The organism is Rhodanobacter sp. DHG33, assembly GCF_014843005.1.
Classification (GTDB): domain Bacteria; phylum Pseudomonadota; class Gammaproteobacteria; order Xanthomonadales; family Rhodanobacteraceae; genus Rhodanobacter_A.
This window is the reverse complement of sequence record NZ_JACYXM010000001.1, coordinates 311,195-331,747: the sequence shown is the minus strand read 5'-3', so window position 1 is coordinate 331,747 and position 20,553 is coordinate 311,195. Positions and strand designations below refer to the sequence as shown.

At 67.6% G+C, this 20,553-nt stretch carries 18 protein-coding genes; 9 read left to right on the top strand and 9 right to left on the bottom strand.

Annotation, left to right across the window (positions count from 1 at the left end; all coding sequences use genetic code 11):
• Window positions 1-11 precede the first annotated feature (11 nt).
• From IHE46_RS01390 to IHE46_RS01370, 5 genes are all read right to left on the bottom strand, one after another.
• The gene (locus IHE46_RS01390) at window positions 12-1,067 is read right to left on the bottom strand and encodes a serine hydrolase domain-containing protein (RefSeq protein ID WP_192162798.1); all 1,056 of its coding nucleotides are present in this window, start codon (window positions 1,065-1,067) and stop codon (window positions 12-14) included.
• Between the two features lie 83 nt (window positions 1,068-1,150).
• Window positions 1,151-1,864 (bottom strand): M15 family metallopeptidase, encoded by a 714-nt coding sequence (locus IHE46_RS01385; RefSeq protein WP_343229971.1) that lies wholly within the window; start codon window positions 1,862-1,864, stop codon window positions 1,151-1,153.
• Entirely contained in the window at window positions 1,861-3,471 is a 1,611-nt protein-coding gene (locus tag IHE46_RS01380) for a serine hydrolase (RefSeq protein ID WP_192162796.1), read from the bottom strand. Before IHE46_RS01380 ends, IHE46_RS01385 begins: the two co-directional genes overlap by 4 nt.
• A gap of 59 nt (window positions 3,472-3,530) precedes the next feature.
• Window positions 3,531-4,799, bottom strand: coding sequence for a diaminopimelate decarboxylase (lysA, locus tag IHE46_RS01375; protein ID WP_192162794.1), 1,269 nt, complete (start codon window positions 4,797-4,799; stop codon window positions 3,531-3,533).
• 19 nt (window positions 4,800-4,818) lie between these two features.
• Window positions 4,819-6,237 (bottom strand): transglutaminase domain-containing protein, encoded by a 1,419-nt coding sequence (locus tag IHE46_RS01370; protein WP_225562748.1) that lies wholly within the window; start codon window positions 6,235-6,237, stop codon window positions 4,819-4,821.
• Window positions 6,238-6,463: 226 nt separating this feature from the next.
• Here IHE46_RS01370 and IHE46_RS01365 point away from each other — a divergent pair, with 226 nt between their 5' ends.
• The 6 genes from IHE46_RS01365 (at window position 6,464) to IHE46_RS01340 (ending at window position 13,235) form a co-directional block, all read left to right on the top strand.
• Entirely contained in the window at window positions 6,464-7,873 is a 1,410-nt protein-coding gene (locus tag IHE46_RS01365) for an SH3 domain-containing protein (protein WP_192162791.1), read from the top strand.
• A gap of 41 nt (window positions 7,874-7,914) precedes the next feature.
• Entirely contained in the window at window positions 7,915-9,015 is a 1,101-nt protein-coding gene (locus tag IHE46_RS01360) for a dipeptide epimerase (RefSeq protein ID WP_192162789.1), read from the top strand.
• A gap of 13 nt (window positions 9,016-9,028) precedes the next feature.
• A complete protein-coding gene (locus tag IHE46_RS01355; RefSeq protein ID WP_192162787.1) occupies window positions 9,029-9,886 on the top strand; it encodes a MurR/RpiR family transcriptional regulator in 858 nt (285 codons plus the stop codon).
• Between the two features lie 174 nt (window positions 9,887-10,060).
• Complete coding sequence (locus tag IHE46_RS01350) at window positions 10,061-10,831, top strand: hypothetical protein (RefSeq protein WP_192162786.1); 771 nt, start codon at window positions 10,061-10,063, stop codon at window positions 10,829-10,831.
• Window positions 10,828-12,105 carry a cation:dicarboxylase symporter family transporter gene (locus tag IHE46_RS01345; RefSeq protein ID WP_192162784.1) on the top strand — a complete coding sequence of 426 codons (1,278 nt, stop codon included), beginning with the start codon at window positions 10,828-10,830 and terminating at the stop codon, window positions 12,103-12,105. The genes IHE46_RS01350 and IHE46_RS01345 overlap by 4 nt, the downstream gene beginning before the upstream one ends.
• 2 nt (window positions 12,106-12,107) lie before the next feature.
• Complete coding sequence (locus IHE46_RS01340; protein ID WP_192162782.1) at window positions 12,108-13,235, top strand: FAD-binding oxidoreductase; 1,128 nt, start codon at window positions 12,108-12,110, stop codon at window positions 13,233-13,235.
• A 201-nt stretch (window positions 13,236-13,436) separates the two neighbouring features.
• On the opposite strand, the gene IHE46_RS01335 is transcribed toward IHE46_RS01340, so the two are convergent.
• From IHE46_RS01335 to IHE46_RS01320, 4 genes are read right to left on the bottom strand one after another with little or no spacing between them, the layout of a single operon-like run.
• Window positions 13,437-15,602, bottom strand: coding sequence for a TonB-dependent siderophore receptor (locus IHE46_RS01335; protein WP_192162780.1), 2,166 nt, complete (start codon window positions 15,600-15,602; stop codon window positions 13,437-13,439).
• Between the two features lie 57 nt (window positions 15,603-15,659).
• On the bottom strand, window positions 15,660-17,234 hold the full coding sequence (locus IHE46_RS01330; protein WP_192162779.1) for a PepSY-associated TM helix domain-containing protein: 1,575 nt from the start codon (window positions 17,232-17,234) through the stop codon (window positions 15,660-15,662).
• A 16-nt stretch (window positions 17,235-17,250) separates the two neighbouring features.
• A complete protein-coding gene (locus IHE46_RS01325) occupies window positions 17,251-17,496 on the bottom strand; it encodes a hypothetical protein (protein ID WP_192162777.1) in 246 nt (81 codons plus the stop codon).
• Window positions 17,493-17,756: a hypothetical protein gene (locus tag IHE46_RS01320; protein WP_192162776.1), complete on the bottom strand. Its 264-nt coding sequence runs from the start codon at window positions 17,754-17,756 to the stop codon at window positions 17,493-17,495. Before IHE46_RS01320 ends, IHE46_RS01325 begins: the two co-directional genes overlap by 4 nt.
• 263 nt (window positions 17,757-18,019) lie before the next feature.
• Between IHE46_RS01320 and IHE46_RS01315 the strand changes: the two genes are divergently transcribed.
• The 3 genes from IHE46_RS01315 to trpC all read left to right on the top strand — a co-directional run bounded on the left by IHE46_RS01315 (window position 18,020) and on the right by trpC (window position 20,550).
• A complete protein-coding gene (locus IHE46_RS01315; RefSeq protein ID WP_192162774.1) occupies window positions 18,020-18,619 on the top strand; it encodes an aminodeoxychorismate/anthranilate synthase component II in 600 nt (199 codons plus the stop codon).
• Window positions 18,616-19,671 carry an anthranilate phosphoribosyltransferase gene (trpD, locus tag IHE46_RS01310; RefSeq protein WP_192162772.1) on the top strand — a complete coding sequence of 352 codons (1,056 nt, stop codon included), beginning with the start codon at window positions 18,616-18,618 and terminating at the stop codon, window positions 19,669-19,671. Before IHE46_RS01315 ends, trpD begins: the two co-directional genes overlap by 4 nt.
• 84 nt (window positions 19,672-19,755) lie before the next feature.
• The gene (trpC, locus tag IHE46_RS01305; RefSeq protein WP_192162770.1) at window positions 19,756-20,550 is read left to right on the top strand and encodes an indole-3-glycerol phosphate synthase TrpC; all 795 of its coding nucleotides are present in this window, start codon (window positions 19,756-19,758) and stop codon (window positions 20,548-20,550) included.
• The last annotated feature ends 3 nt before the right edge of the window (window positions 20,551-20,553 follow it).

The window sequence follows — 20,553 nt, the reverse complement described above, 5'->3', positions numbered from 1 at the left end:
CGATGGATGGCTCAGTGTTGCAGGAACGGCTCGGCGATCGCCAGCGCGGTGCGGTAGGGTTCCGGATCGTTGCGGTTGCTGAGCAGGATCACCGTGAGGTGCTGCTTCGGCCAGCGCACGATCACGTTGCGGAAGCCGATGCTCTCGCCGGAATGCCACAGCGTGTCGCCGGTGATGCGCCAGCCGAAACCGTAACCGGCTTCGTACGGCTCGCCGACGACTTTCACATGCGCGGTGAAGGCCAGTTTGCGCGAGGCATCGCTCAGCAGGCGGCCGTCGTACAGCGCGGCATCCCATTTCGCGAGGTCGTCGATGTTGGAATAGATGCCGCCGTCGCCGCGGGTGGCGCTGGTCATGTCCTGATCGGTGCGCTGCCAGCGGCCGTCGGTCTCGCTGTAGCCGTAAGCGCGGTTCGGCACAGTCTTGACGTCGTGCACGTAGAGTAGGGTGTGGTCCATGTGCAGCGGCTGGAAGATGCGCCGCGCGAGAAAGTCCTGCAGCGCCATGCCCGAGGACTTCTCCACCACCAGCCCGAGCAGCACGTAGCCGGTGTTGCTGTAGCGGTAGGCGCTGCCGGGCGGGAAATAGCCGTGCGTGGTGGCGGAGACCATGCGCAGCACATCGCCGTCGTTGAGCTGTGCGGTGCGGTCGGCCGGCACCAGGTCTTCGTAGTCGAGCAGGCCGCCGGTGTGGCTGAGCAGTTCGCGCAGCGTCACCTGGTCGGTGAAGGCGGGCAACGAGGGCAGCCAGTGGCGGATCGAGTCGTCGAGCTTCAGCTTGCCGTCCTGCGCCAGCAGCAGGATCGCGGCAGCGGTGAACTGCTTGGTGACGGAGGCGAGGCGGTAGTCGGTGGCGGAGGTGGCGGCGACATGCTGTTCGAGATCGGCCATGCCGTAGCCGCGGTCGAGCAGCGGCTTGCCGTCCTTGATGACCAACAGCGAGGCACCGGGCACGTCGCCGGTGTATTTCTGCATCAGCTGGTTGGCGTTGTTGATGGCGTCGGTGGTCGAGGCGCCTGCTGCGCCGGCGGTGAGCATCGATACGACGAAGGTGGCGGCAAAGCGCATGGTGGTTCTCCGGGCGCCGAAGCTTGCGCCGCGCTCCCGGCGGCAGGGATGGGAGTGCATGGGGTGCGGCGAAGATGTGGCGTTCATTGCACGGGCACGTCGTAAAGCCATTGCGGCGTGGGTTCGGGCGTGAGCGTGTAGTGCCACCATTCCAGCATGTAGTTCTGGAAGCCTTCGTGCTCCATCGCCGAGCGCAGCAGCAGGCGATGGGCGTGCTGTTCCGCGCTGATGCCGGGCGCGTCGGTGTGGGCGCGTACGCCGAACCAGTCGAAGCCGGTGCCCATGTCCAGCGGCGTGCAGTGCGTGTCGGCGGTGGCGCAGCGTTCCATGGTGAGGTCCACGGTGGCGCCGCGGCTGTGGCCGGAGACGGGTGCGATGTAGTCGCCCAGCAGCTGCGACTTGTCGAGGTTCGGGTAGTGCTGCGGTTTGCTGCGCTGGTCGCCGAGGTCGTGCGCCCAGCGCACGAAGTCCGCCACCGCACGGGCAGGGCGGTAGCAGTCCCACAGCTTGAGCCGATAGTGCTGCGCGCGCAGGTCGCGCTCGACGCGGGCCAGCGCTTCGGCGGCTGGACGCAGCAGCAGGCACTTGGGTGCGAGGTAGCCATCCGCCGGCCGGCCGACGAAGTTGTCGCTGCCGGCGTACTTGATGTCCTCGGCGATGTCGGGCACCAGGCTGCGGATGTCCACCAGGTTCGCCTGCGCGGCGGTTTTCGCGGGCGAAAGCTGCGGCGGCGGCTGGTCGGCTCTCGCGGCGAACGGCAGTGCGAGCAGGGCGGCAAGCAGCAGCTGAGGTTTCACGGGCAGTCTCCGGTGCGCACGAAGTGCAGGTCTTCGTAGTCGGAACTGAAGTCGCCCAGCGCATCGACCTTGGCCATGGTCAGCGTGGCAGGCTGGCCGCCTTGCGCGGGATGGAAATCCAGCCAGGCATCGGGGTCCATGCCGTGGTTGCTCCAGTGCACCAGGTCGCGGTTGCCCAAGCGCATCACGTCGCCGTTGAGCCGCGGCGACTTAGCGGCGGCGAAATGCACGCGGCCGTTCTCCGGGCACAACAGGAGATCGCCCAGCCACGGGTCGCGGTAGCGGCCCGTCCACGCGGCCAAGGCAGCAGGCGCGACAGGGGTGGCCTTCGAGGTGTCGGGCGCGGCGGCGCGCTTGCTGGCCTGCTCGTCGGCGCGCTGCTGCGCATCCGCGTACCACGTGACATCGTGCGTATCGTCCGGCTGGGTGAAGTGCTTGAGCAGCGCTTCGCCGAGCACGGTGCGCGCGGATTCCGCCTCGCCGTTGATGAGGAACACGAAGCCGTTCTTCCGGTCGGGCAGCAGCATCAGTTCGGAGTACATGCCGTCCAGCGTGCCGGTGTGCCACACCGTCCAGGTGCCGTCCACGTCGGTCATGCGCCAGCCGTAGCCGTAGGCCATGATGTGGCTGTTGTCCCAGTCGCGGCGCTGCTCGGAGACGGGGATCAGCATGTGCGGCGACTGCAGCACGTGGCGCTGTTCCGCCGACAGCCATTGCAATTGCGCCGGCGTGGGCACCAGCCAGTTGCGCGCCCAGGTCAGCATGTCGTCCAGGTCGCAGCGGATGCCGCCGGCCGGAGCGGAGGTGATCGCGGGGATGACCGGGTTGTCCGATTGCTGCGGGATGTTGCGGCCGTCCTCGCGCGCGTGCGGTGCGGCCACGTCGCCCACCGTATCGCGGTTCCACTCGCCGACCTGGCAGCGCGAAAGCCCCAGCGGCTGGAACACCTCGCGATGCATCAGCGTTTCGTAAGGCGCACCGCCCGCGGCGGCGGCGACTTCGCCGGCGACCACGTAGAGCAGGTTGTCGTACTCGTATTTCGAACGGAAGCTGTAACCGGGCTTGATGTAGCGCAGGCCGTGGATGATGTCGGCGCGGGTGAACGCGTTCGGCTCCGGCCACAGCATCAGGTCGCCGCCGCCCTCGGGCAGGCCGCTGGAGTGCGTGAGCAGGTCGGCCACGCGCATGTTCTGCGTGACCCAGGGGTCGTACATGCTGAAGTCGGGCAGGTATTTCGTCACCGGGTCGTCCCAGTGCAGCTTGCCCTGGTCGACCAGGCGGCCAAGCAGGGCGGTGGTCATCGCCTTGCTGTTGGAGGCGATCTTGAACAGCGTGCGCGGCGTGATTTTCTGCCCTGAGCCGGCGACGGTTTCGCCACGCGTGGCGACATAGACCACCTTGCCGTTTTCGATTACGCCCAGCGCAATGCCGGGCAGGTGGTAGCGCGCGACCACGGTGTCGAGGATGCGGTCGTAGTCGCCGTTCGCCGAAGGTGTTGCCGACGTGGCGGCCTGTGCAGTGCCGGCAAGCGTGAACGTGGCCAGCAGGGCGAAGCAAAGGAGGGCCTTCGTGCCAACCCTTTCCTCGTTCTTCGAAGTTGCGGTCATCCGTGGTCGCTTTCCGAGTGCCCTGGAAGGGAGAGCGAGTTTCATGCGCGCGATGAGTTTCATGTCGTCTCCCACTGGCCGGCCGACTGTTCGCCGGCCAGCATGTCGTCCAGCGTCTGCCGTCGGCGCACCAGGGCGAACCGGCCGCGGTCGAGCAGCACTTCGGCGGCCAGCGGCCGCGAGTTGTAGGTGGAGGCCATGGAGGAGCCATAGGCACCGGTGCCGCGGATCATCACCAGATCGCCCGCTGCGCAGGTAGGCAATGTGCGGGCCTGCGCAAAGGTGTCGCCGGTTTCGCAGACCGGGCCCACCACGTCGTAGACGGCTGGCGGCCGCACTTTGTCCGACACCGGCACGATGTCGTGCCAGGCGTCGTACAGGCTGGGGCGGGCGAGATCGTTCATCGCCGCGTCCAGCACCAGGAAGTTGCGTGCTTCGCCCTGCTTGACGCGCAGCACGCGCGTCAGCAGCACGCCGGCCTCGGCCACGAGGTAGCGGCCCGGTTCCAGCAGCAGGCGCCCCTCGAAGCCGGCGAGTGCCTCGCGGATCACCGCCACGTAATCGGCCGGCGCAATCGGCACATCGCCGTCGCGGTAGCGCACGCCCAGGCCGCCGCCCACGTCGATGCTGGCAATGGGATGGCCGGCATCGCGCAGTTCGCGCCAGAACGCAGCCACGCGCTGCAGCGCCAGGCGGTACGGTTCCAGCGAGAGGATCTGCGAGCCGATGTGCACGTGCAGGCCGTCCAGCCGCACATGCCGCAGCGTGGCGCGCGCATCGAACCAGCGGCGCGCCTCGGCGATGCTCACGCCGAACTTGTTTTCCGACTTGCCGGTGGAAATCTTGGCGTGGGTGAGCGCATCCACGTCGGGATTGATGCGCACCGCCGCGCGCGCCATCGCGCCGCGTTCGCCGGCGATGCGCTCGATGGCGTGCAGTTCGTCCAGCGATTCCACGTTGAAGCGCTGGATGCCCGCGGCCAGCGCCTCGGCGATCTCCTCGTCGTTCTTGCCCACGCCGGAGAACACGATGCGCTCGGGTGGCATGCCGGCGCGCAGCGCGCGCTGCAGCTCGCCGGCGGAAACGATGTCCGCACCCAGTCCGGCCTGCGCCATCAGCTCGAGCACGGCGCGGTTGCCGTTGGCCTTGACTGCATAGCAGATCATCGCGTCCATGCCGTGCAGCGCCTGCTGCAGGCCGGCGATGCGCTGGCGGATCGCGCTGGCCGAATAGGCGTACAGCGGCGTGCCATGCCGTTCGGCGAGCGCGACGAGGTCCACGCCGTCGAAATGCGTGGAGGGCAGGGTGTCCATGGTGGGTGGGTTCATTGCGGAATCGATGAGGAAATCAATGAGAGTCGACCGGCGACCAGTCGAAGCTGTAGTTCCACTGGTCGTAGTAGAGGTTGCCGCCGCTCCATTCGACTTCGCCGCGCTGCGAATCCACGTTGTCGGAGCGGAACGACTGCTTGGCCGGCGTGAAGCCCTGGCCGAAGTCGCTGTTGAAGGCGACGCGCCAGGCATCCAGCCCGCCGAGGTAGAACCATTCCAGCGCATCGTCGCCGGGCTTGGCTTGCGCGCCCGGATGCAGGCGACCGAAGGTGACGTCCATCGGCACCCAGCCGTAGGGCGCGAGGTAGAGCTGGCCCCAGTCGTGGATGTCGTTGTAACCGTGGTCGGCGAAGATCGCGCCGGACTGCCAGCGCGCGGGGATGCCGTTCAACCGCAGCAGCGCGATCAGCAGCATCGTCTGCTGCCCGCAGTCGCCGTGGCCGGCATGCAAGGTGTAGTCGCTGAGGTTGGGAATGGTGGAATATTCGCGCGCGCCGGCCCACGGGATCTCGTCCACCGCGGCAAACAGCTTCTGCGCGATGCGGTACGGATTCTTCTCGTTGCCGACGACCTGCCGCGAGAACAGCCGCAGCTGCTCGGTGAACACCAGGTGCGGCGGCCGTTCGGCCACGTAGGGCGCGAGCTCGGTCGTGATCGCCGCCGGCACCACCTTCGCCGGATCGATGGCGTGGTACTGCGCGGAGAGGGTGAGTTCGTAGGTGACCGAGAAGGTGGTGGGCTTGCCGGCCTGCGCGGGTTTTTCGAAATACGCCGTGCGCATCGGCGCGGCATCGGGCGCGATGACGTGTTTCGCGGGTTCGCTGCTGACGTAGCGGATATCGTCCTGCTGGCCCGGCAGCGGTTTCGGATAGGGAATCCAAGCGCGCACGGTCTTGCCGGCCGGCACCGCGTCGGCATCGACGGTGAGCGTCTGGGTGATGCGTACGCGATGCGGCAGCACGCTGCTGCGGTTCTCCTGCAATGCCGCCGAGCGCACCTCGCGGTGGTAGTCGTTCAGCACGCCCATGGGGTCGTCGTCGAACGGCGCGGGATGGGCGCGGCGCGCGGCGGCTTCGGCGCTGAGGCGGAAGATGTTGGAAGCGTCGCGCTTGAAGTACATCACGCGGCCGTCGATCACCATGCGTTCGAGCAGGCCGTGTTCGTCCCAGTTGCGGAATTCGTCGTCGCGCAGGTCGGGCACCTGCTTGCGGATGCGCGCCTTCAACCCATCGGCATCGAGCGAGAAGTCGTAGCGGATGCGGCGCATGCGTTCGCGCTGGAACAGCAAGGCATCGCGCGTGGCGGTATCCAGGCCGGTCTGATTCAGCGCCTGAGCGATGTCGGCGTCGGCGGCCTGGAACTGGCCGGCGTCGACCAGCCTGGCGATGCTGGCCGGCGTGTCGGTCGCCCAGGTGGCTGCGAAGGGAACGGCCAGCAGAGCCGATGCGAACAGCAGACGCGTCCTCCAGCGTGTAGTGGTTGCCACGTTCGCCATCAGATAGAACCCCGCGATGCTTCCCCAGCGGCGTTGTGTAGCACGCTTGCAAATGGCGGTCAATAATTTATGCTGACAATGAAATTACATGGAATCAAATATTCCTTGGCATGCCGCACGGCCATGTCGCCGTGCCCGGTGACATGCCGGTGAAGGGGGTAAAACGATGAAGCGTCCGGTTCTCACAGCCCTGGTTTTCGCGCTCGCGCTGGTCCATGCGCCGATGCAGGCGCGCGACGTGCCCGCGAATGCATTGCCCATCCCGCCCAGCGGGGTGCTCGGCGTGGGCGATGCCCAGCTGACGCCGGCATTCTGGATCGGCCTGCAGGCGCAGCCCGACCGGCAGATTCTTTCTCGTGCGCAGGTCGATGCGCAGAACGCAAAGCTGTTCCAGCTCGATCCCACCATGCATGACCTGGCGGCGCTACCTGCCACACTGCCGCGCGAACAAGTAGCAGCGTGGATCGGGCACCTGTCGCAGCGGCCCACGCACGCGCTGTACGACGAGCACGGCCAGCCGGTGCCGACGACTGCACTGGACAAGATCGAAAACGATATGGCGCTGGACACCATCCCCGCGCAGACCACGGTGCGTTACGGTCTGGTGGTGGAGCGCGCCGCGTTGCGTACCTTTCCCACCACGCTGCGCGTGTTCAGCAGCGACGACGACCACGACATCGACCGCTTCCAGGAAAGCGCCGAGTTTCCCGGCACGCCGGTGGCCATCGTGCATACCAGCCGCGACGGCCAGTGGCTGTTCGTGGTGAGCCCGCGCTACGCGGCATGGATGCAGAAGCGGTACGTGGCGGAAGGCGCCAAGGACGCGGTGCTGGCCTATGCCGCGAAGACGCCGTACCGCATCGTCACCGGCCCCAGCGTGCGCACCGTGTTCACGCCCGAACAGCCGGCGGTGTCGCAACTGCAGCTGGACATGGCCACCCGCGTGCCGCTGCTCGCCACGCTGCCGGCCGACCAGCCGGTGAACGGCCAGACGCCGTACGCGGCGTATACGCTGCAGCTGCCCATCCGCAAGGACGACGGCAGCCTGGAGCTGGTGCCTGCGCTGCTGCAGAAGAACACCGATACCGCTGCCGACTATCTGCCGCTGACGCCGCGCAATCTGATCACCCAGGCATTCAAGTTCCTCGGCGAGCGCTACGGCTGGGGCCATTCCTACGACGGCCGCGACTGCTCGGGCTTCGTCTCCGACGTGTACCGCAGTCTCGGCGTGCAGATGCCGCGCAACACCGGCGACCAGGCCAAGAGCCCCGCGCTGGAGCATCGCCTGTTCACCGCCGCCGACAGCCACGCGGTGCGTCTGCAGGCGGCGATGCAGTTGCGGCTCGGCGACCTGGTCTACATTCCCGGCCACGTGATGATGGTGCTGGGCCAGTGGCAGGGGCAGCCCTGGGTGATCCACGACGTGCTGGGCATGAGCTATCTCAAGCCGGATGGTTCCGTAGCGCACGTCAAGCTCAACGCGGTGTCGGTGACGCCCTTGCTGCCGATGCTCTATGGCAAGGACGGCTCCACCTTCATCGACCACATGACCAGCATCGTGCGCATGCGCCGCTGATCGCCATCACCCTTCCACGAACCACACGGACACGGTCGCCCATGAAAATCACCGACATCCAATTCGGCATGCTGCGGGTGCCGCTGAAGACACCGTTCAAGACGGCGCTGCGCACCGTGAACCAGGTCGAGGACATCGTGGTGATGGTGCACACCGACACCGGCCACGTCGGTTACGGCGAGGCGCCGGCCACCGCGGTGATTACCGGCGACACCCACGGCTCGATCACCGACGCGATCCGCCACTACATCACGCCGCGCCTGCTCGGCCAGGACGTGGCCGAGCTCAACCGGCTGACTCATCTGGTGCAGTCGTCGATGGAGAAGAACACCAGCGCCAAGGCGGCGGTGGAGATCGCGCTGTACGACCTATGGGGCCAGCTCTACGGCGCGCCGCTGTACAAGCTGCTAGGCGGCGGCGATCCGGTGATCACCACCGACATCACCATCAGCGTGGACTACATCGACAAGATGGTGGCCGATTCCGTCGCCGCGGTGGAGCGCGGTTTCGAGTCGCTGAAGATCAAGGTGGGCAAAGACATCGGCGTCGACATCGAGCGCGTCAAGGCGATCTACGCGGCGGTCGAAGGCCGCGCGCTGCTGCGGCTGGACGCCAACCAGGGCTGGACGGCCAAGCAGGCGGTGTATGCGCTGCAGACGCTGGAAGAGGCCGGCATCAAGCTGGAGCTGGTCGAGCAGCCGGTGAAGGCGCGCGACCTGGAAGGCATGCGCTACGTCACCGAGCGCGTGCACACGCCGATCATGGCCGACGAAAGCGTGTTCGGGCCGATGGAGGTGATCGACCTGATCCGCCTGCGCGCCGCCGACATCATCAACATCAAGCTGATGAAGACCGGCGGCATCTCCAACGCCATCAAGATCGCCGACATCGCTGCGCTGCACGGCGTGGAATGCATGATCGGCTGCATGCTGGAAACCTCGATCAGCGTGGCGGCGGCGGTGCATGTAGCGGTGGCCAAGTCCAACGCGATCACCAAGGTGGATCTGGACGGCCCTTCGCTGTGCCAGTTCAATCCGGTGGATGGCGGCGTGAACTTCAACGAGTCCGAAATCTCGGTGACGGATGCGCCGGGCCTGGGCATCCGCGAGATCCGCGGGCTGGAAACCGGCAGCGTGGTCTGAGGCGGAGTGCCGCATGTCTCCCCTGGTAAAGATCCGCTCCGAGCGCGACCAGATGTCGGCGGTGGAACGCCGCATCGCCGACTTCGTGCTGGACAACGCACAGCTGCTGCGCGACTACTCCTCGCAGCAGCTCGCCAACGCGCTGGGCATCAGTCAGTCCAGCGTGGTGAAGTTCACCCAGAAGCTGGGCTTCAAGGGTTATCCCGACCTCAAGTATTCGGTGGGCGAGGCGATCGCGCGCGCCGACAACGGCGACGACGTGGAAACCGCCGCGCAGGTCCATGGCGAGACCGGCGAGTCGTTGGCTACCGGCCTGTGGCGGCGCAAGTCCGAGGCGGAAGAGGCCACGCGCCTCATCAACCCGCCGCAGACGCTGGCCGCGGTGATCAAGGCCATGGCCAAGGCCGGCCGCAGCGGCAAGGTGTTCCTCATCGGCCTCGGCGAGGACGACATCCACGCGCGCGGCTTCGCGTACAAGCTCGCGCTGCTCGGCCTGCCCGTGGTGCACAACTTCGACATCGCACGGATGGCCGCCAACGTCTCCGCCGCCGGCCCCGGCGACGTGCTGCTGGTGTTCTCCGAGCACGGCAACCATCCGGCGCTGTGCAAGATCGGCCGGCATTTCCGCGAGCGTCGCGGCATGGTGGTCAGCGTGACCCGGCACAGCGCCAATCCGCTGCGCACGCTGGCCGATGCGGCCCTGCTGGTGTCCGCGCACGACGAGCGGCCGTACATCCAGTCGCTGCTCTACCAGTCCGCGCTGCAGCACCTGCTGGACGTGCTGTTCGTGCAGCTTTGCGAAGGCGACGACACGCGCCATGCGCAGCTTGTCGCCAACCTGGAACGCATCCAGCAGGTGCTGGAGCCTTGATGGGCGCCCAGGTTTTCATCGGCGCCACGAGCTTGAGCTCCTCTCCCGCCGGGAGAGGGGTTGGGGTGAGGGTGCGGTCTTGCCGCAACGCCTGTCTCCGCCCGAACTCTCACCCGCCTGCCGGCACCCTCTCCCGAAGGGAGAGGGGTCCCTTCGATGGAGGATTCGTCATCCATGCGTAGCCATTTCGTCGCCTTGCTGATCGCCGGCCTCGCCTTCGCGGGCCATGCCATTGCCGCCACGGATCCGGCTGATGCCTGGTCCAGTGCCGACCAGATGGTGCTGGTCACCGTGCCCGACTGGAACACGATCGAAGGGACGCTGCGCACCTACCAGCGCAACCACGGTGGCGCGTGGCATGAAGTCGGCGCGGCGAAGCCAGTGGTGATCGGTCAGAGCGGCTCGGCCTGGGGCCTTGGCCTGAGCCCGGCGCAGCAGGGTGGCCCGCAGAAGCACGAAGGCGACGGCCGCAGCCCGGCCGGGGTGTTCCGCATCGGCAGCACCTTCGGCTACGCAGCGCATGTGGACACGTCGATGCCGTATCTCGCGCTCACTGCCACCGACTACTGCATGGACGTCAGCGGCACGCCGCTCTACAACCGCATTGCCGATACGGCGAAGGTGGGCGAGGCAGCACTCAAGGGTTCCAGCGAACCGATGCGGCGCGACCTGCACATGCACGGCGACCAGGCCTACCGCATCGGTTTCGTGATCGAGCACAACCCGGACGGCGTGGCGCGTGGCGGCAGCTGCATCTTCGCGCACCTGTGGTCGTCGCCGACCACGGGCACCACCGGTTGCACCGCGATGACGCCGGACACCATGCAGCGCCTGCTGGCGTGGCTGAAGCCGCAGGCGCATCCGGTGTTCGTGCTGTTGCCGCAGGACGAATACGCGCGCCTGCGCCACGCATGGCAGCTGCCCGACATGAAGGCCGGCCGATGAGCGCCACCACGCGGGTTTTATCCAGTTTGGTTGCGGGCGCACTGGCCGGGCTGGCGCTGGCGACCTGGGCGCCGGCCTGGGCGCAGCACGCGGCAAATGTGGCGCAGCCCATCGGCCATCTGTGGTTGAACGCGCTGCAGATGACGGTGGTGCCGCTGGTGTTGGCGCTGGTGGTGGTGGGCGTGAACACGGCCAGCGATGCAGCGGCTTCCGGGCGGATCGCGCGGCGCGCGCTCATTGCCATCATCGCGATCCTGGCATTGGGGGCGGCGGTCGCCGCGCTGCTGGCGCCGCCGTTGCTGGCGATGTTTCCGCACAACCCGGCACTGGGCGCGGCGCTGAGCGGCCACCCCGTAAACGCCACGGCAGTCTCGGCACCGGGCTGGGCCGACTGGTTCGCCGGCATCGTGCCCAGCAACGCGCTGATGGCCGCGGCGCAGAGCGCGATGCTGCCGGTGGTGGTGTTCGCGTTGTTCCTCGGCTTCGCGCTCACGCAGCTGCAGCCGTCGCGCCGCGCGATGCTGGTGGAATTCTTCCAGGCCATGGCCGACGCGATGATCGTGATCGTGCGCTGGGTGTTGTGGCTGGCGCCGCTGGGCGTGTTCGCGCTGATCCTCGCCGTGTGCGCGCGTGCCGGTCTGGGCATGGTGCGCGCGCTGGGCGTGTATGTGCTGGTGGAAATCATCCTGTACCTCGTGGTCACCGTGCTGATGCTGCCGGTGGCGGTGCTGTGGGGCGGCGAGCGTCTGCGCCGCTTCGTGGTCGCGCTGGCGCCGGCGCAGGCGGTGGCGGCCAGCACGCAGTCCTCGCTCGCTTCGCTGCCGGCGATGCTGGAAAGCGCGGAGCGGCGACTGGGCTATCCGCAGCAGGTCACCGCGCTGGTGCTGCCGATGGCGGTGTCGCTGTGCCGGCTCACCAGCCCGGTGCAGTACATCGCCTCGGCGTGCTTCATCGCGTGGGCCACCGGCACCGACGTGGGCGCCGCGCAGCTCGCCGCCGCCGCGGCGCTGGCCGTGGTGATCAGCCTGGGTTCGGTGGGCCTGCCCGGCCAGGTCACCTTCATGGCGACCAACCTGCCGGTGGCGCAGGCGATGGGCGTGCCGCTGGCGCCGCTGGGCCTGATGCTGGCGGTGGATACCTTGCCCGACGTGTTCGCCACGCTGGGCAACGTCACCGCCGACCTCACCGTGGCCAGCGTGGTCGCACGGCAATCGCGCAACGACACTTCCAACGTTTCCCCGGCAAACGGGGAAGGCCACACGAAACAGGATTGAACATGCAGGCGAACGACTTCGACGCCATCGTCATCGGTGCCGGCATGGCCGGCGCTTCGGTCGCGTGGTTCATGGCGCCGCACGCGCGCGTGCTGGTGCTGGAGCGCGAGGCGTGGCCGGGCATGCATTCCACGGGACGCTCCGCGGCGCTGTTCAGCGAAACCTACGGGTCGGCACAGGTGCGCGCGCTGTCGCGGGCCACGCGGCCGTTTCTCGAGCATCCGCCGGAAGGTTTCGCCGAGCACCCCATCCTGGCGCAGCGCCCCACGCTGGTGATCGGCAGCGCCGAACAGGCGGATGCGGTGCGTGCGATGTACGTGGAGAACCGCGCGCACATCCCCGACCTGCGCCTGCTCGATGCCGACGAGGTGCAGGCGATGGTGCCGGTGCTGAAGCCGGAGGCCGCGCAGATCGGCATGCTCGAGCCCGGCGCGGCCGACATCGACGTCAACGAATTGCACCAGGGTTTCCTGCGCGGCCTGCGCCAGCGCGGCGGTACGCTGCGCGTCGACGTGGCCATCCGCTCGATCGAACGCGGGCAGGGGCAGTGGAACATCGACTGCGGCGAAGCGGTGTACCGCGCGCCGCTGCTGCTCGACGCCGCGGGCGCGTGGGCGGACGAGGTGGCGCGCCTCGCCGGCGTGGCGCCGCTGGGCCTGCAGCCGAAGCGGCGCACCGCCTTCCTGTTCGAGCCGCCCAAGGGCCTCGACACGTCGCATTGGCCCTTCGTGATCGATGCGGAGGAGAGCTTCTACTTCAAGCCCGATGCCGGCCTGCTGCTGGGCTCGCCCGCCAACGCCGACCCGGTGCCGCCGCACGACGTGCAGCCGGAGGATTTCGACATCGCCTTGGGCATCGACCGCATCGAGCAGGCCACCACGATGACGATCAACCGCCCGACGCGGAGCTGGGCCGGCCTGCGCAGCTTCGTCGGCACGGAAGGCGATCTGGTGGGCGGTTTCGCACCCGATGCGGAAGGCTTCTTCTGGGTTGCCGCACAAGGCGGCTATGGCATCCAGACCAGCGCCGCCATGGCCGAAGCCTGTGCCCATCTCGCACTGGGTCTGGCGTTGCCGGCAAACCTGGTGGAAGCGGGCATCACTGCCGCGATGCTGGCACCGCGGCGGTGATGCTCGACCTGGCAGGAAGCCGGAAATCGTGAACGGACTCCGGTGCCTGCCCAACATTTTCTGAGGCCTGGATCAGAAACCGCCTGCAGGTAAGCCTTGTTGGAGCGACAAGCGCCAGGTCCTCCGCTCCGAACTGCTGGAGTCATGGCCGCACCGTTCATCGCGTAGGCGGGACTAATTCCCAAGCATGAGCGGTGGCACTTACAGTGCGACCGTCACGCTGGCCCGCACCGTGCGTGGTGTCCCCTGGTTGAGGATGAATCCCCAGCTGGCAAGCCAGTATTTCTCGTTGGCGAGGTTGTCGATGCCGGCTCGCCAGGTCACCGCATGGCCGCCGAGGCTGGTGGCGTAGCGCGCACCGATGTCGAAGGTGTGATACGCACCGACGAACTCGGTATTGCTGGCATCGATGGCCTCGTTGCCTACGTAGCGGCCGCCGGCATCCAGCACCAATCCCGCGATATGCGGCACCGCGTATTCCACATACAGATTGCCCTGCACGCGCGGCGTGCCGTAGGCACGCATGCCTTGCACGCCTGCCGAAGCCTGCTGGTTGTACGCGTCGAGGTACATCACGCCGCCGAGCAGCGTCCAGTCACGCGCCAGTGACAACTTGCCGGACAAGTCGATGCCCTGGTAGCGCGTACGTCCGTCGGACACGTACACGTCGTCCGAGTTGATGTACTGCAGCCCGCGCTCCACGCGGAACAGCGCGAGATCCACGCTCCAGTCTTCGTGCTCGGTCTTGGCGCCCAGTTCGTATTGCTTGCTGCGCGTCGGCGCGAACGTCTGGTACTGGTTCTTCGTGCCCAGCGGCGCGCTGCTGGCCTGTTCCAGCGACTCGACGTAGCTGGCGTACAGCGTCGTGGATGCGGTCGGCTTGTAGAGCAGGGCGACGGTGGGCGTCAGCGGACTCTGCACGTAGCGTGCAGTGGGCAGGCTGCTGCCGGCGGCGTAGTCCTTGTCGATGTAGTCCGTGTAGCGCAGGCCGAGCAGGGCCGACCATTGCGGCGAGAACGTCACCGTGTCGCTGGCGAACACCGCGCGCTGCGTGGTGGTTTCAGCGAGGTAGGTGCTGCGGCTGAGCGGCGTGCCGGGATCCGGCAGCAAGGGCACGTCGTAGAGATTGCCCTGCCCGAGCACCTGCCCGTCGGCATAGGGGCCGGTCGGGTAGTGGTAATCCAGCGCCTGCCACGACGCGCCGAGCACCACTTGGTGGCCGATCGCGCCGGTGTCGAACCTTCCCTGCAGCATGCCCTGCCACTGCTGGTAGTTGTAGCGCGAGTAGCCGAGGTAGTTGAGGTCGGTGTAACCGCCCTGGTTGTCGGTGAGGATGATCGCGCTGTCGCGGTTGGAGCGCGTCTGGCCGGCGTAGCTGTAGTCCAGGCTGGCCGTCCAGTCGGGCGAGAGGTCCCACTTCAGGCCGGTGTTGGCCACGCGCATCGAGGTGCCGTAGCCGGTATAGGGCTGGGTCACGCGCTGGCTGCCGTCCAGCGGCGCGGGCGTGTGCACGTCCACCGGATAGCCGTAGTACTGCCCCATGATGATGCCGTAGTAGGTGCCGCGCGTGTCGCGGTCCTGCCAGATGCTGTTGAAGTGCCAGTGCAGATTCGGTGCGATGTCCTTGGTCAGCGCCAGCGAGGCGGCGTTGCGGCGGATGTGGCCGCCCTGCACGTAGGTGTTGCCATCCTCGTGCACGAGATTGAGGCGATAGCCCCAGCCGCCTTGTCCGCCGAATGTGCCGCCGAGATCCGCGGATTCCTCGAGCGCCCCGTCGGACACGTAGCCCAGCGTGAAGCTGGCATAGGGCTGCAGCGTCGGTTGCTTGGAGACGTAGTTGAGGATGCCGCCGGGTGCGCCGAAGCCGTACATGAAACCACCCGCGCCCTTCAGCAGCTGGATTTCGCTGAAGGGCTCCAATGGCAGATCGCTGGCCCAGTTGACCACGGACAGGCCGTCCATCTTGTAGCCGTTGAGCAGGTCCACCGGCAGACCGCGCACGGCGAACATCGATTCCTCGCCGGCATAGCCGCTGCCCAGCGGCGTCACGCCCGGATCGGTGGCGAAGGCCTCGTTGATGTCGATGGCTTGGCGGTTGACGATAAGGTCCGACGTGGCCGTGCTGATGCTGAAAGGCGTGTCGAGCAGGCTGCGATTGCCCAGGGCGCCGGCGCTGGCGTTGCTGCTGCCGTAGAGATCCAGCGCACTGGTGGTGCCGGTGACGGTCACCGCGCCGAGCTGCTTGGCGTCCTGCGGATTTGCGGTGCTGCCGGTGTCGTCGGCGTACGCGGCGGTGTTCGCCAGTGCAGCGAAGATCAGCAAGGCGATGGCGCGACGCGCAAGGCGCCGGGGAGGCGGAAAAATCATGGGGTGACTCCGTGTTGCAGGTTTGCCCGGCTGGCACAGGCTTGCCGGAAAGGGGATTCAGTTCGCCGCCGCTGCGGCGCGTGCGGGCAGTGCCCACACGCTGTTCGGATCGCCGTCGCGCCCGCGCCGCAGCGCCGCGCGTGCGAGTCGCGCGAAGATCAGGCCGAGCGCGATGCCGGTGAGATCGACGGCCAGCACGGCATGTGTCGCGGGTGTCCACGGCTGCAGCCAGCGGCCGGCATTGCCGAGCAGGTCGGCCATCGCCACGGCGATGGTGAGTGCGGCGGTCGCACCAAGCAGTTCGGTGGCGGCACGCGCGACCGGCCGGGCAAAGGCCCAGGCGCAGGCGGCGAGGAACAATCCATAACAGGCGAGCCGCTGCACCAACGCTGCGTCGATGCCAAGGTGCGAGCAGGCCAGCGCCGCAGCGAAGGCGCCTGAAATGCCGAAGCACGTGCCGATGCATACGCCCACCGTGGCGCGCGCCATCACTCGCGTACGCAGCGGCTGATCCGCGTGGCGTCGCTTGCGCCGCGATTCCACCCACAGCAGGTTGCCGGAATAGAACAGGAAGGCGCCGGCCAGCCCCAGCACGAAATACAGCCAGCGCACCGTATTGCCGCCGAAGCTGCCGAAATGCAGCGCATACAGCGCTGACCAGCTGATGCCGTTGGCATCCTGCCCGGCGCCGACATGCGCGGCGAGCACGCTGCCGTCGCGCGCCGACAGCGCCACCGTGCCGTACGTGCCGAGGGTGTGCTGCGACAGTCCGCGCACCTCGACCACCGCGTTGCGGTCGCCGTAGTGCACGAAGTGCAGGTAATCGGGATCGAAGCTGCTGACGCCTTGCGCCAGTGCGGCGACGCGCGCACGTGCGATCAGCTGATCGGGCGACAACATCGCGCCGGTTGCGCCGCTGGCTTTCGTTGCCGGGGCTGTCGCCACGGCCTGCGCGAACAATCCGAACAGCTTGCCGTTGAACGAAACCGTGTTGAGCGCAAGCAGCGTGACGGCAAACAGGCAGAAGATCGCGCCGGTCAGCGCGAAGATCACATGGAACGGGAGGCTGAGCACGCCGATGGCGTTGTGCGCGTCCTGCCACAGCCGCTTGAGGTTGCGCCCCGCGCGCAACGCGAACAGGTCGCTCAGCAATTGCGGCAGGTGGATCAGGAAGCCCGACACCAGCGCCAGGCCGTACAGCACGCTGACGATGCCCATCAGATACAGGCCGACCACCGGCAGGCCCAGCGAATCGTGCAGCGCGTACACGAAGTCGGCGAGATTGCCGCCACCTGCGTCGGCGGCGGGTGCGTCCATCTGGCTCGCGGTGGCGAAGCGCGCGCCGTCCTTGCCCTGCCAGAACGCATACGGCGCGCCGTGGCCGCCACCGGGCAGCACGATGCCGAAATCGTCACGGGTTTCCGGATGGTGCGCGAGCAGGCTTTCGATCAGCGCGTCCACCGGCACTCGGGCGTCCGGCGCGGCGCGCCATGGTGGGTTCTGCCATGCGGCTATCTCGTCGTGGAACACGGTCAGCGCGCCGGCGTAGAACGCCACGAACAGCGCGAAACCGGCAAGCAGGCCGGTCCAGGTGTGCACGGTCTGGAAACGGCGGATCGTGGCGGCTTTCATCGCGTGTCGCCCGCCTTCAATGCGGCAGCAGCCAGAGTGCGAGGAAGGCGACTGCATTCGCACCGCCCAGTGAAAGCCATGCGCGCGTGCCGCTTCGCGCCGCATACGAGCCGGCCATGAAAGCAGTCCACAGCGGGAAAAACAGGATCAGCAGCGGAATCAGCCAGGCGCTGCCGTTGGGCAGCACGCGCATCAGGAGCGCGGGCAGCGCGGCGGCAAGCGTGAACCCGAGGAGGACGCCGGCCAGGCAGCGCGCGATCATCGCTGCGACACCTTCGCGCCGCGCCACCAGGCGAAATAGGGGAGCGCCACCCACGCCAGCATCCAGCAGGTCAGCGCCGCCGCGATACCGGCGCCAGGACCTGCAGCCGCCATCCACGCCGCGAGGCTGGCGGCGAGCAGGGTCGCGGCGAGCACGCGCACGCTTCCGGGCAGTCGTTTGGCGAGCAGGCCCTGCCTGGCGCCGGCCAGATAGGCCAGGACGGCGCCAGCCATGCCCAGCAGCAGTGCGTAGAGATTCATCGCGGGAGGGTTCCTGGAACAAGGCGAGAAACGGCGCGGGGAGCCGGTATCGCACATTTAGTTAATGCGATGCATTCTCATTTGAGCGAAGTTTGATGTCAACCGCCCAAGCTCCGGAGTGCCCGATGGATGCGTGCACCCTGCGACGCATAGACCCGCCGCCGCGGCGTTTGGACGTCCATTGCGCGATGCCCGCGGCGCATGGATTGCCGCATGCCGGTATGATGCCGTCTCCCCGGGTTCTCCTGCGAAGACGCCGCGCCATGCTGCTGATGATCGACAACTACGACAGCTTCACCTTCAACCTCGTGCAGTACCTCGGCGAGCTGGGGCAGGAGGTGAAGGTGGTGCGCAACGATGCGCTGGACGTGGCGGGCATCCGCGCGCTGAAGCCCTCGCACATCATGATCTCGCCGGGCCCGGGCACGCCGGACGATGCCGGCGTGTCGCTGGACGTGCTGCGCGCATTGTCGGACGCGATCCCGGTGTTCGGCGTGTGCCTCGGCCACCAGGCGATCGGCCAGGCCTTCGGCGGCAAGGTGATCCGCGCCAAGCAGATCATGCACGGCAAGACTTCGCCGGTGCGCCATCGCGGGCAGGGCGTGTTCGCCGGCTTGCCGGATCCGTTCGAGGCCACGCGCTACCACTCGCTGGTGGTGGAGCAGGGCTCGCTGCCGGATTGCCTCGAAGTCACGGCGTGGACGGAGAACGCGGACGGCAGCATCGACGAGATCATGGGCCTGCGCCACAAGACCCTGCCGGTCGAGGGCGTGCAGTTTCATCCCGAGTCCATCCTCACCCAGCATGGTCACGACATGCTCGCCAACTTCCTCGGTCTGCCGCGGCGGAAACTGGCGGCATGAGCGCGCGCGCGATCACCATCACGCCGCAGGAGGCCCTGCAGCGCACGATCGAGCATCGCGAGATCTTCCACGACGAGATGATCGCGCTGATGCGCCAGATCATGGCGGGTGAAGTGAGCCCGCTGATGACCGCGGCCATCGTCACCGGCCTGCGCGTGAAGAAGGAAACCGTGGGCGAGATCACCGGCGCGGCGCGGGTGATGCGCGAGCTGGCGGCGGCGGTGCCGGTCCGCGGCGACACTGCGCACCTGCTCGACATCGTCGGCACCGGCGGTGACGGGGCCTCCAGTTTCAACATTTCCACCGCCTCGATGTTCGTGGCGGCGGCGGCCGGCGCGCGCATCGCCAAGCACGGCGGCCGCAGCGTTTCATCCAAATCCGGCAGCGCGGACGTGCTGGAGGCGCTGGGCGCACAGATCGACCTCGCGCCTGCACAGGTAGCCGAGTGCCTGGACGAAACCGGCATCGGCTTCATGTACGCGCCCAACCACCATCCGGCGATGAAGGTGGTGGCGCCGGTGCGCAAGGAAATGGGCGTGCGCACGCTGTTCAACATTCTCGGCCCGCTGACCAATCCGGCCGGCGCACCGAACATCCTGATGGGCGTGTTCCATCCCGACCTGGTCGGCATCCAGGTGCGCGTGCTGCAGCAGCTCGGCGCGCAACGCGCGCTGGTGGTGTGGGGGCGCGACGGCATGGACGAGATCTCGCTGGGCGCGGGCACCCTCGTCGGCGAGCTGCGCGACGGCGTGGTGCGCGAGTACGAGGTGGAGCCGGAGGATTTCGGCCTGGCGATGGCCTCCAGTCGCAACCTGCGCGTGGCCGACGTGGCCGAGTCGAGGGCGATGCTTGAACAGGCGCTGGCCGGCGAGCGCGGCGTGCCGCACGACATCGTCTGCCTCAATGCGGGCGCGGCGCTGTATGCGGCGAACGTGGCCGACTCGATCGCCGGCGGCATCGGGCTGGCGCGCACGGCGATTGCCAGCGGCGCGGCACATGCGAAAATGCGCGCCTTCGTGGCAGCGACGCAGCGCTTGTCAGGCAGGGTGTGATAGCGTGACGACGCAGCGCCGCTCCCCGTCGCTGCGATGCTCCGGCCCTCCGCATCCCCAAGAGCACAGACAGGCTCTAGCGCCATGACCGACATCCTCAATCGAATCCTCGCCCGCAAGGCCGAAGAAGTCGCTGAACGCCAGGCCCGCCTGCCGCTCGCCGAGCTGGCCGCACGCATCCCCGATCTACCCGACACGCGCGGCTTCGCCGCTGCGATGGAGGCGAAGATCAACGCCGGCAAACCGGCGGTGATCGCCGAGGTGAAGAAGGCCAGCCCCAGCAAGGGCGTGATCCGCCCCGACTTCGACCCGGCGGCGATCGCCAAGAGCTACGAGAAGGGCGGCGCAGCCTGTCTTTCCGTGCTCACCGACAGCGATTTCTTCCAGGGTAGCGAAGCCTTCCTGCAGCAGGCGCGTGCGGCGTGCTCGCTGCCGGTGCTGCGCAAGGACTTCATCATCGATCCCTACCAGGTGCACGAAGCGCGCGCGATCGGTGCCGACTGCGTGCTGCTGATCGTCGCCGCGCTGGATGACGACGTGCTGCTGCAGCTCTCCCTGCAGGCCGCCGAGCTCGACCTCGACGTGTTGTGCGAAGTGCACGACGAAGACGAACTGGAACGCGCGTTGGCGCTGCCGGTGCCGCTGATCGGCGTGAACAACCGCAACCTGCGCAATTTCGAGACCTCGCTGGAAACCTCGCTGGCGCTGCAGGAGCGGATGGAATACGACCGCATCCTGGTCGCCGAGTCCGGCATCCGCACGCCGGAAGACGTGGCGCGACTGCGCGAAGGCGGCATCAATGCCTTCCTGGTCGGCGAAGCCTTCATGCGCGCCGAGGACCCCGGCGCGGAACTGAAGCGGCTGTTCGGCACGAAGTGAAGC

What these genes read in the sequence shown, in the direction of transcription:
- IHE46_RS01390 (WP_192162798.1), bottom strand. Translation starts at nt 1,067, where the DNA reads ATGCGCTTTGCCGCCACCTTCGTCGTATCGATGCTCACCGCCGGCGCA.
- IHE46_RS01380 (WP_192162796.1), bottom strand. Translation starts at nt 3,471, where the DNA reads ATGACCGCAACTTCGAAGAACGAGGAAAGGGTTGGCACGAAGGCCCTC.
- lysA (WP_192162794.1), bottom strand. Translation starts at nt 4,799, where the DNA reads ATGAACCCACCCACCATGGACACCCTGCCCTCCACGCATTTCGACGGC.
- IHE46_RS01365 (WP_192162791.1), top strand. Translation starts at nt 6,464, where the DNA reads ATGAAGCGTCCGGTTCTCACAGCCCTGGTTTTCGCGCTCGCGCTGGTC.
- IHE46_RS01360 (WP_192162789.1), top strand. Translation starts at nt 7,915, where the DNA reads ATGAAAATCACCGACATCCAATTCGGCATGCTGCGGGTGCCGCTGAAG.
- IHE46_RS01355 (WP_192162787.1), top strand. Translation starts at nt 9,029, where the DNA reads ATGTCTCCCCTGGTAAAGATCCGCTCCGAGCGCGACCAGATGTCGGCG.
- IHE46_RS01350 (WP_192162786.1), top strand. Translation starts at nt 10,061, where the DNA reads ATGCGTAGCCATTTCGTCGCCTTGCTGATCGCCGGCCTCGCCTTCGCG.
- IHE46_RS01345 (WP_192162784.1), top strand. Translation starts at nt 10,828, where the DNA reads ATGAGCGCCACCACGCGGGTTTTATCCAGTTTGGTTGCGGGCGCACTG.
- IHE46_RS01340 (WP_192162782.1), top strand. Translation starts at nt 12,108, where the DNA reads ATGCAGGCGAACGACTTCGACGCCATCGTCATCGGTGCCGGCATGGCC.
- IHE46_RS01335 (WP_192162780.1), bottom strand. Translation starts at nt 15,602, where the DNA reads ATGATTTTTCCGCCTCCCCGGCGCCTTGCGCGTCGCGCCATCGCCTTG.
- IHE46_RS01330 (WP_192162779.1), bottom strand. Translation starts at nt 17,234, where the DNA reads ATGAAAGCCGCCACGATCCGCCGTTTCCAGACCGTGCACACCTGGACC.
- IHE46_RS01325 (WP_192162777.1), bottom strand. Translation starts at nt 17,496, where the DNA reads ATGATCGCGCGCTGCCTGGCCGGCGTCCTCCTCGGGTTCACGCTTGCC.
- IHE46_RS01320 (WP_192162776.1), bottom strand. Translation starts at nt 17,756, where the DNA reads ATGAATCTCTACGCACTGCTGCTGGGCATGGCTGGCGCCGTCCTGGCC.
- IHE46_RS01315 (WP_192162774.1), top strand. Translation starts at nt 18,020, where the DNA reads ATGCTGCTGATGATCGACAACTACGACAGCTTCACCTTCAACCTCGTG.
- trpD (WP_192162772.1), top strand. Translation starts at nt 18,616, where the DNA reads ATGAGCGCGCGCGCGATCACCATCACGCCGCAGGAGGCCCTGCAGCGC.
- trpC (WP_192162770.1), top strand. Translation starts at nt 19,756, where the DNA reads ATGACCGACATCCTCAATCGAATCCTCGCCCGCAAGGCCGAAGAAGTC.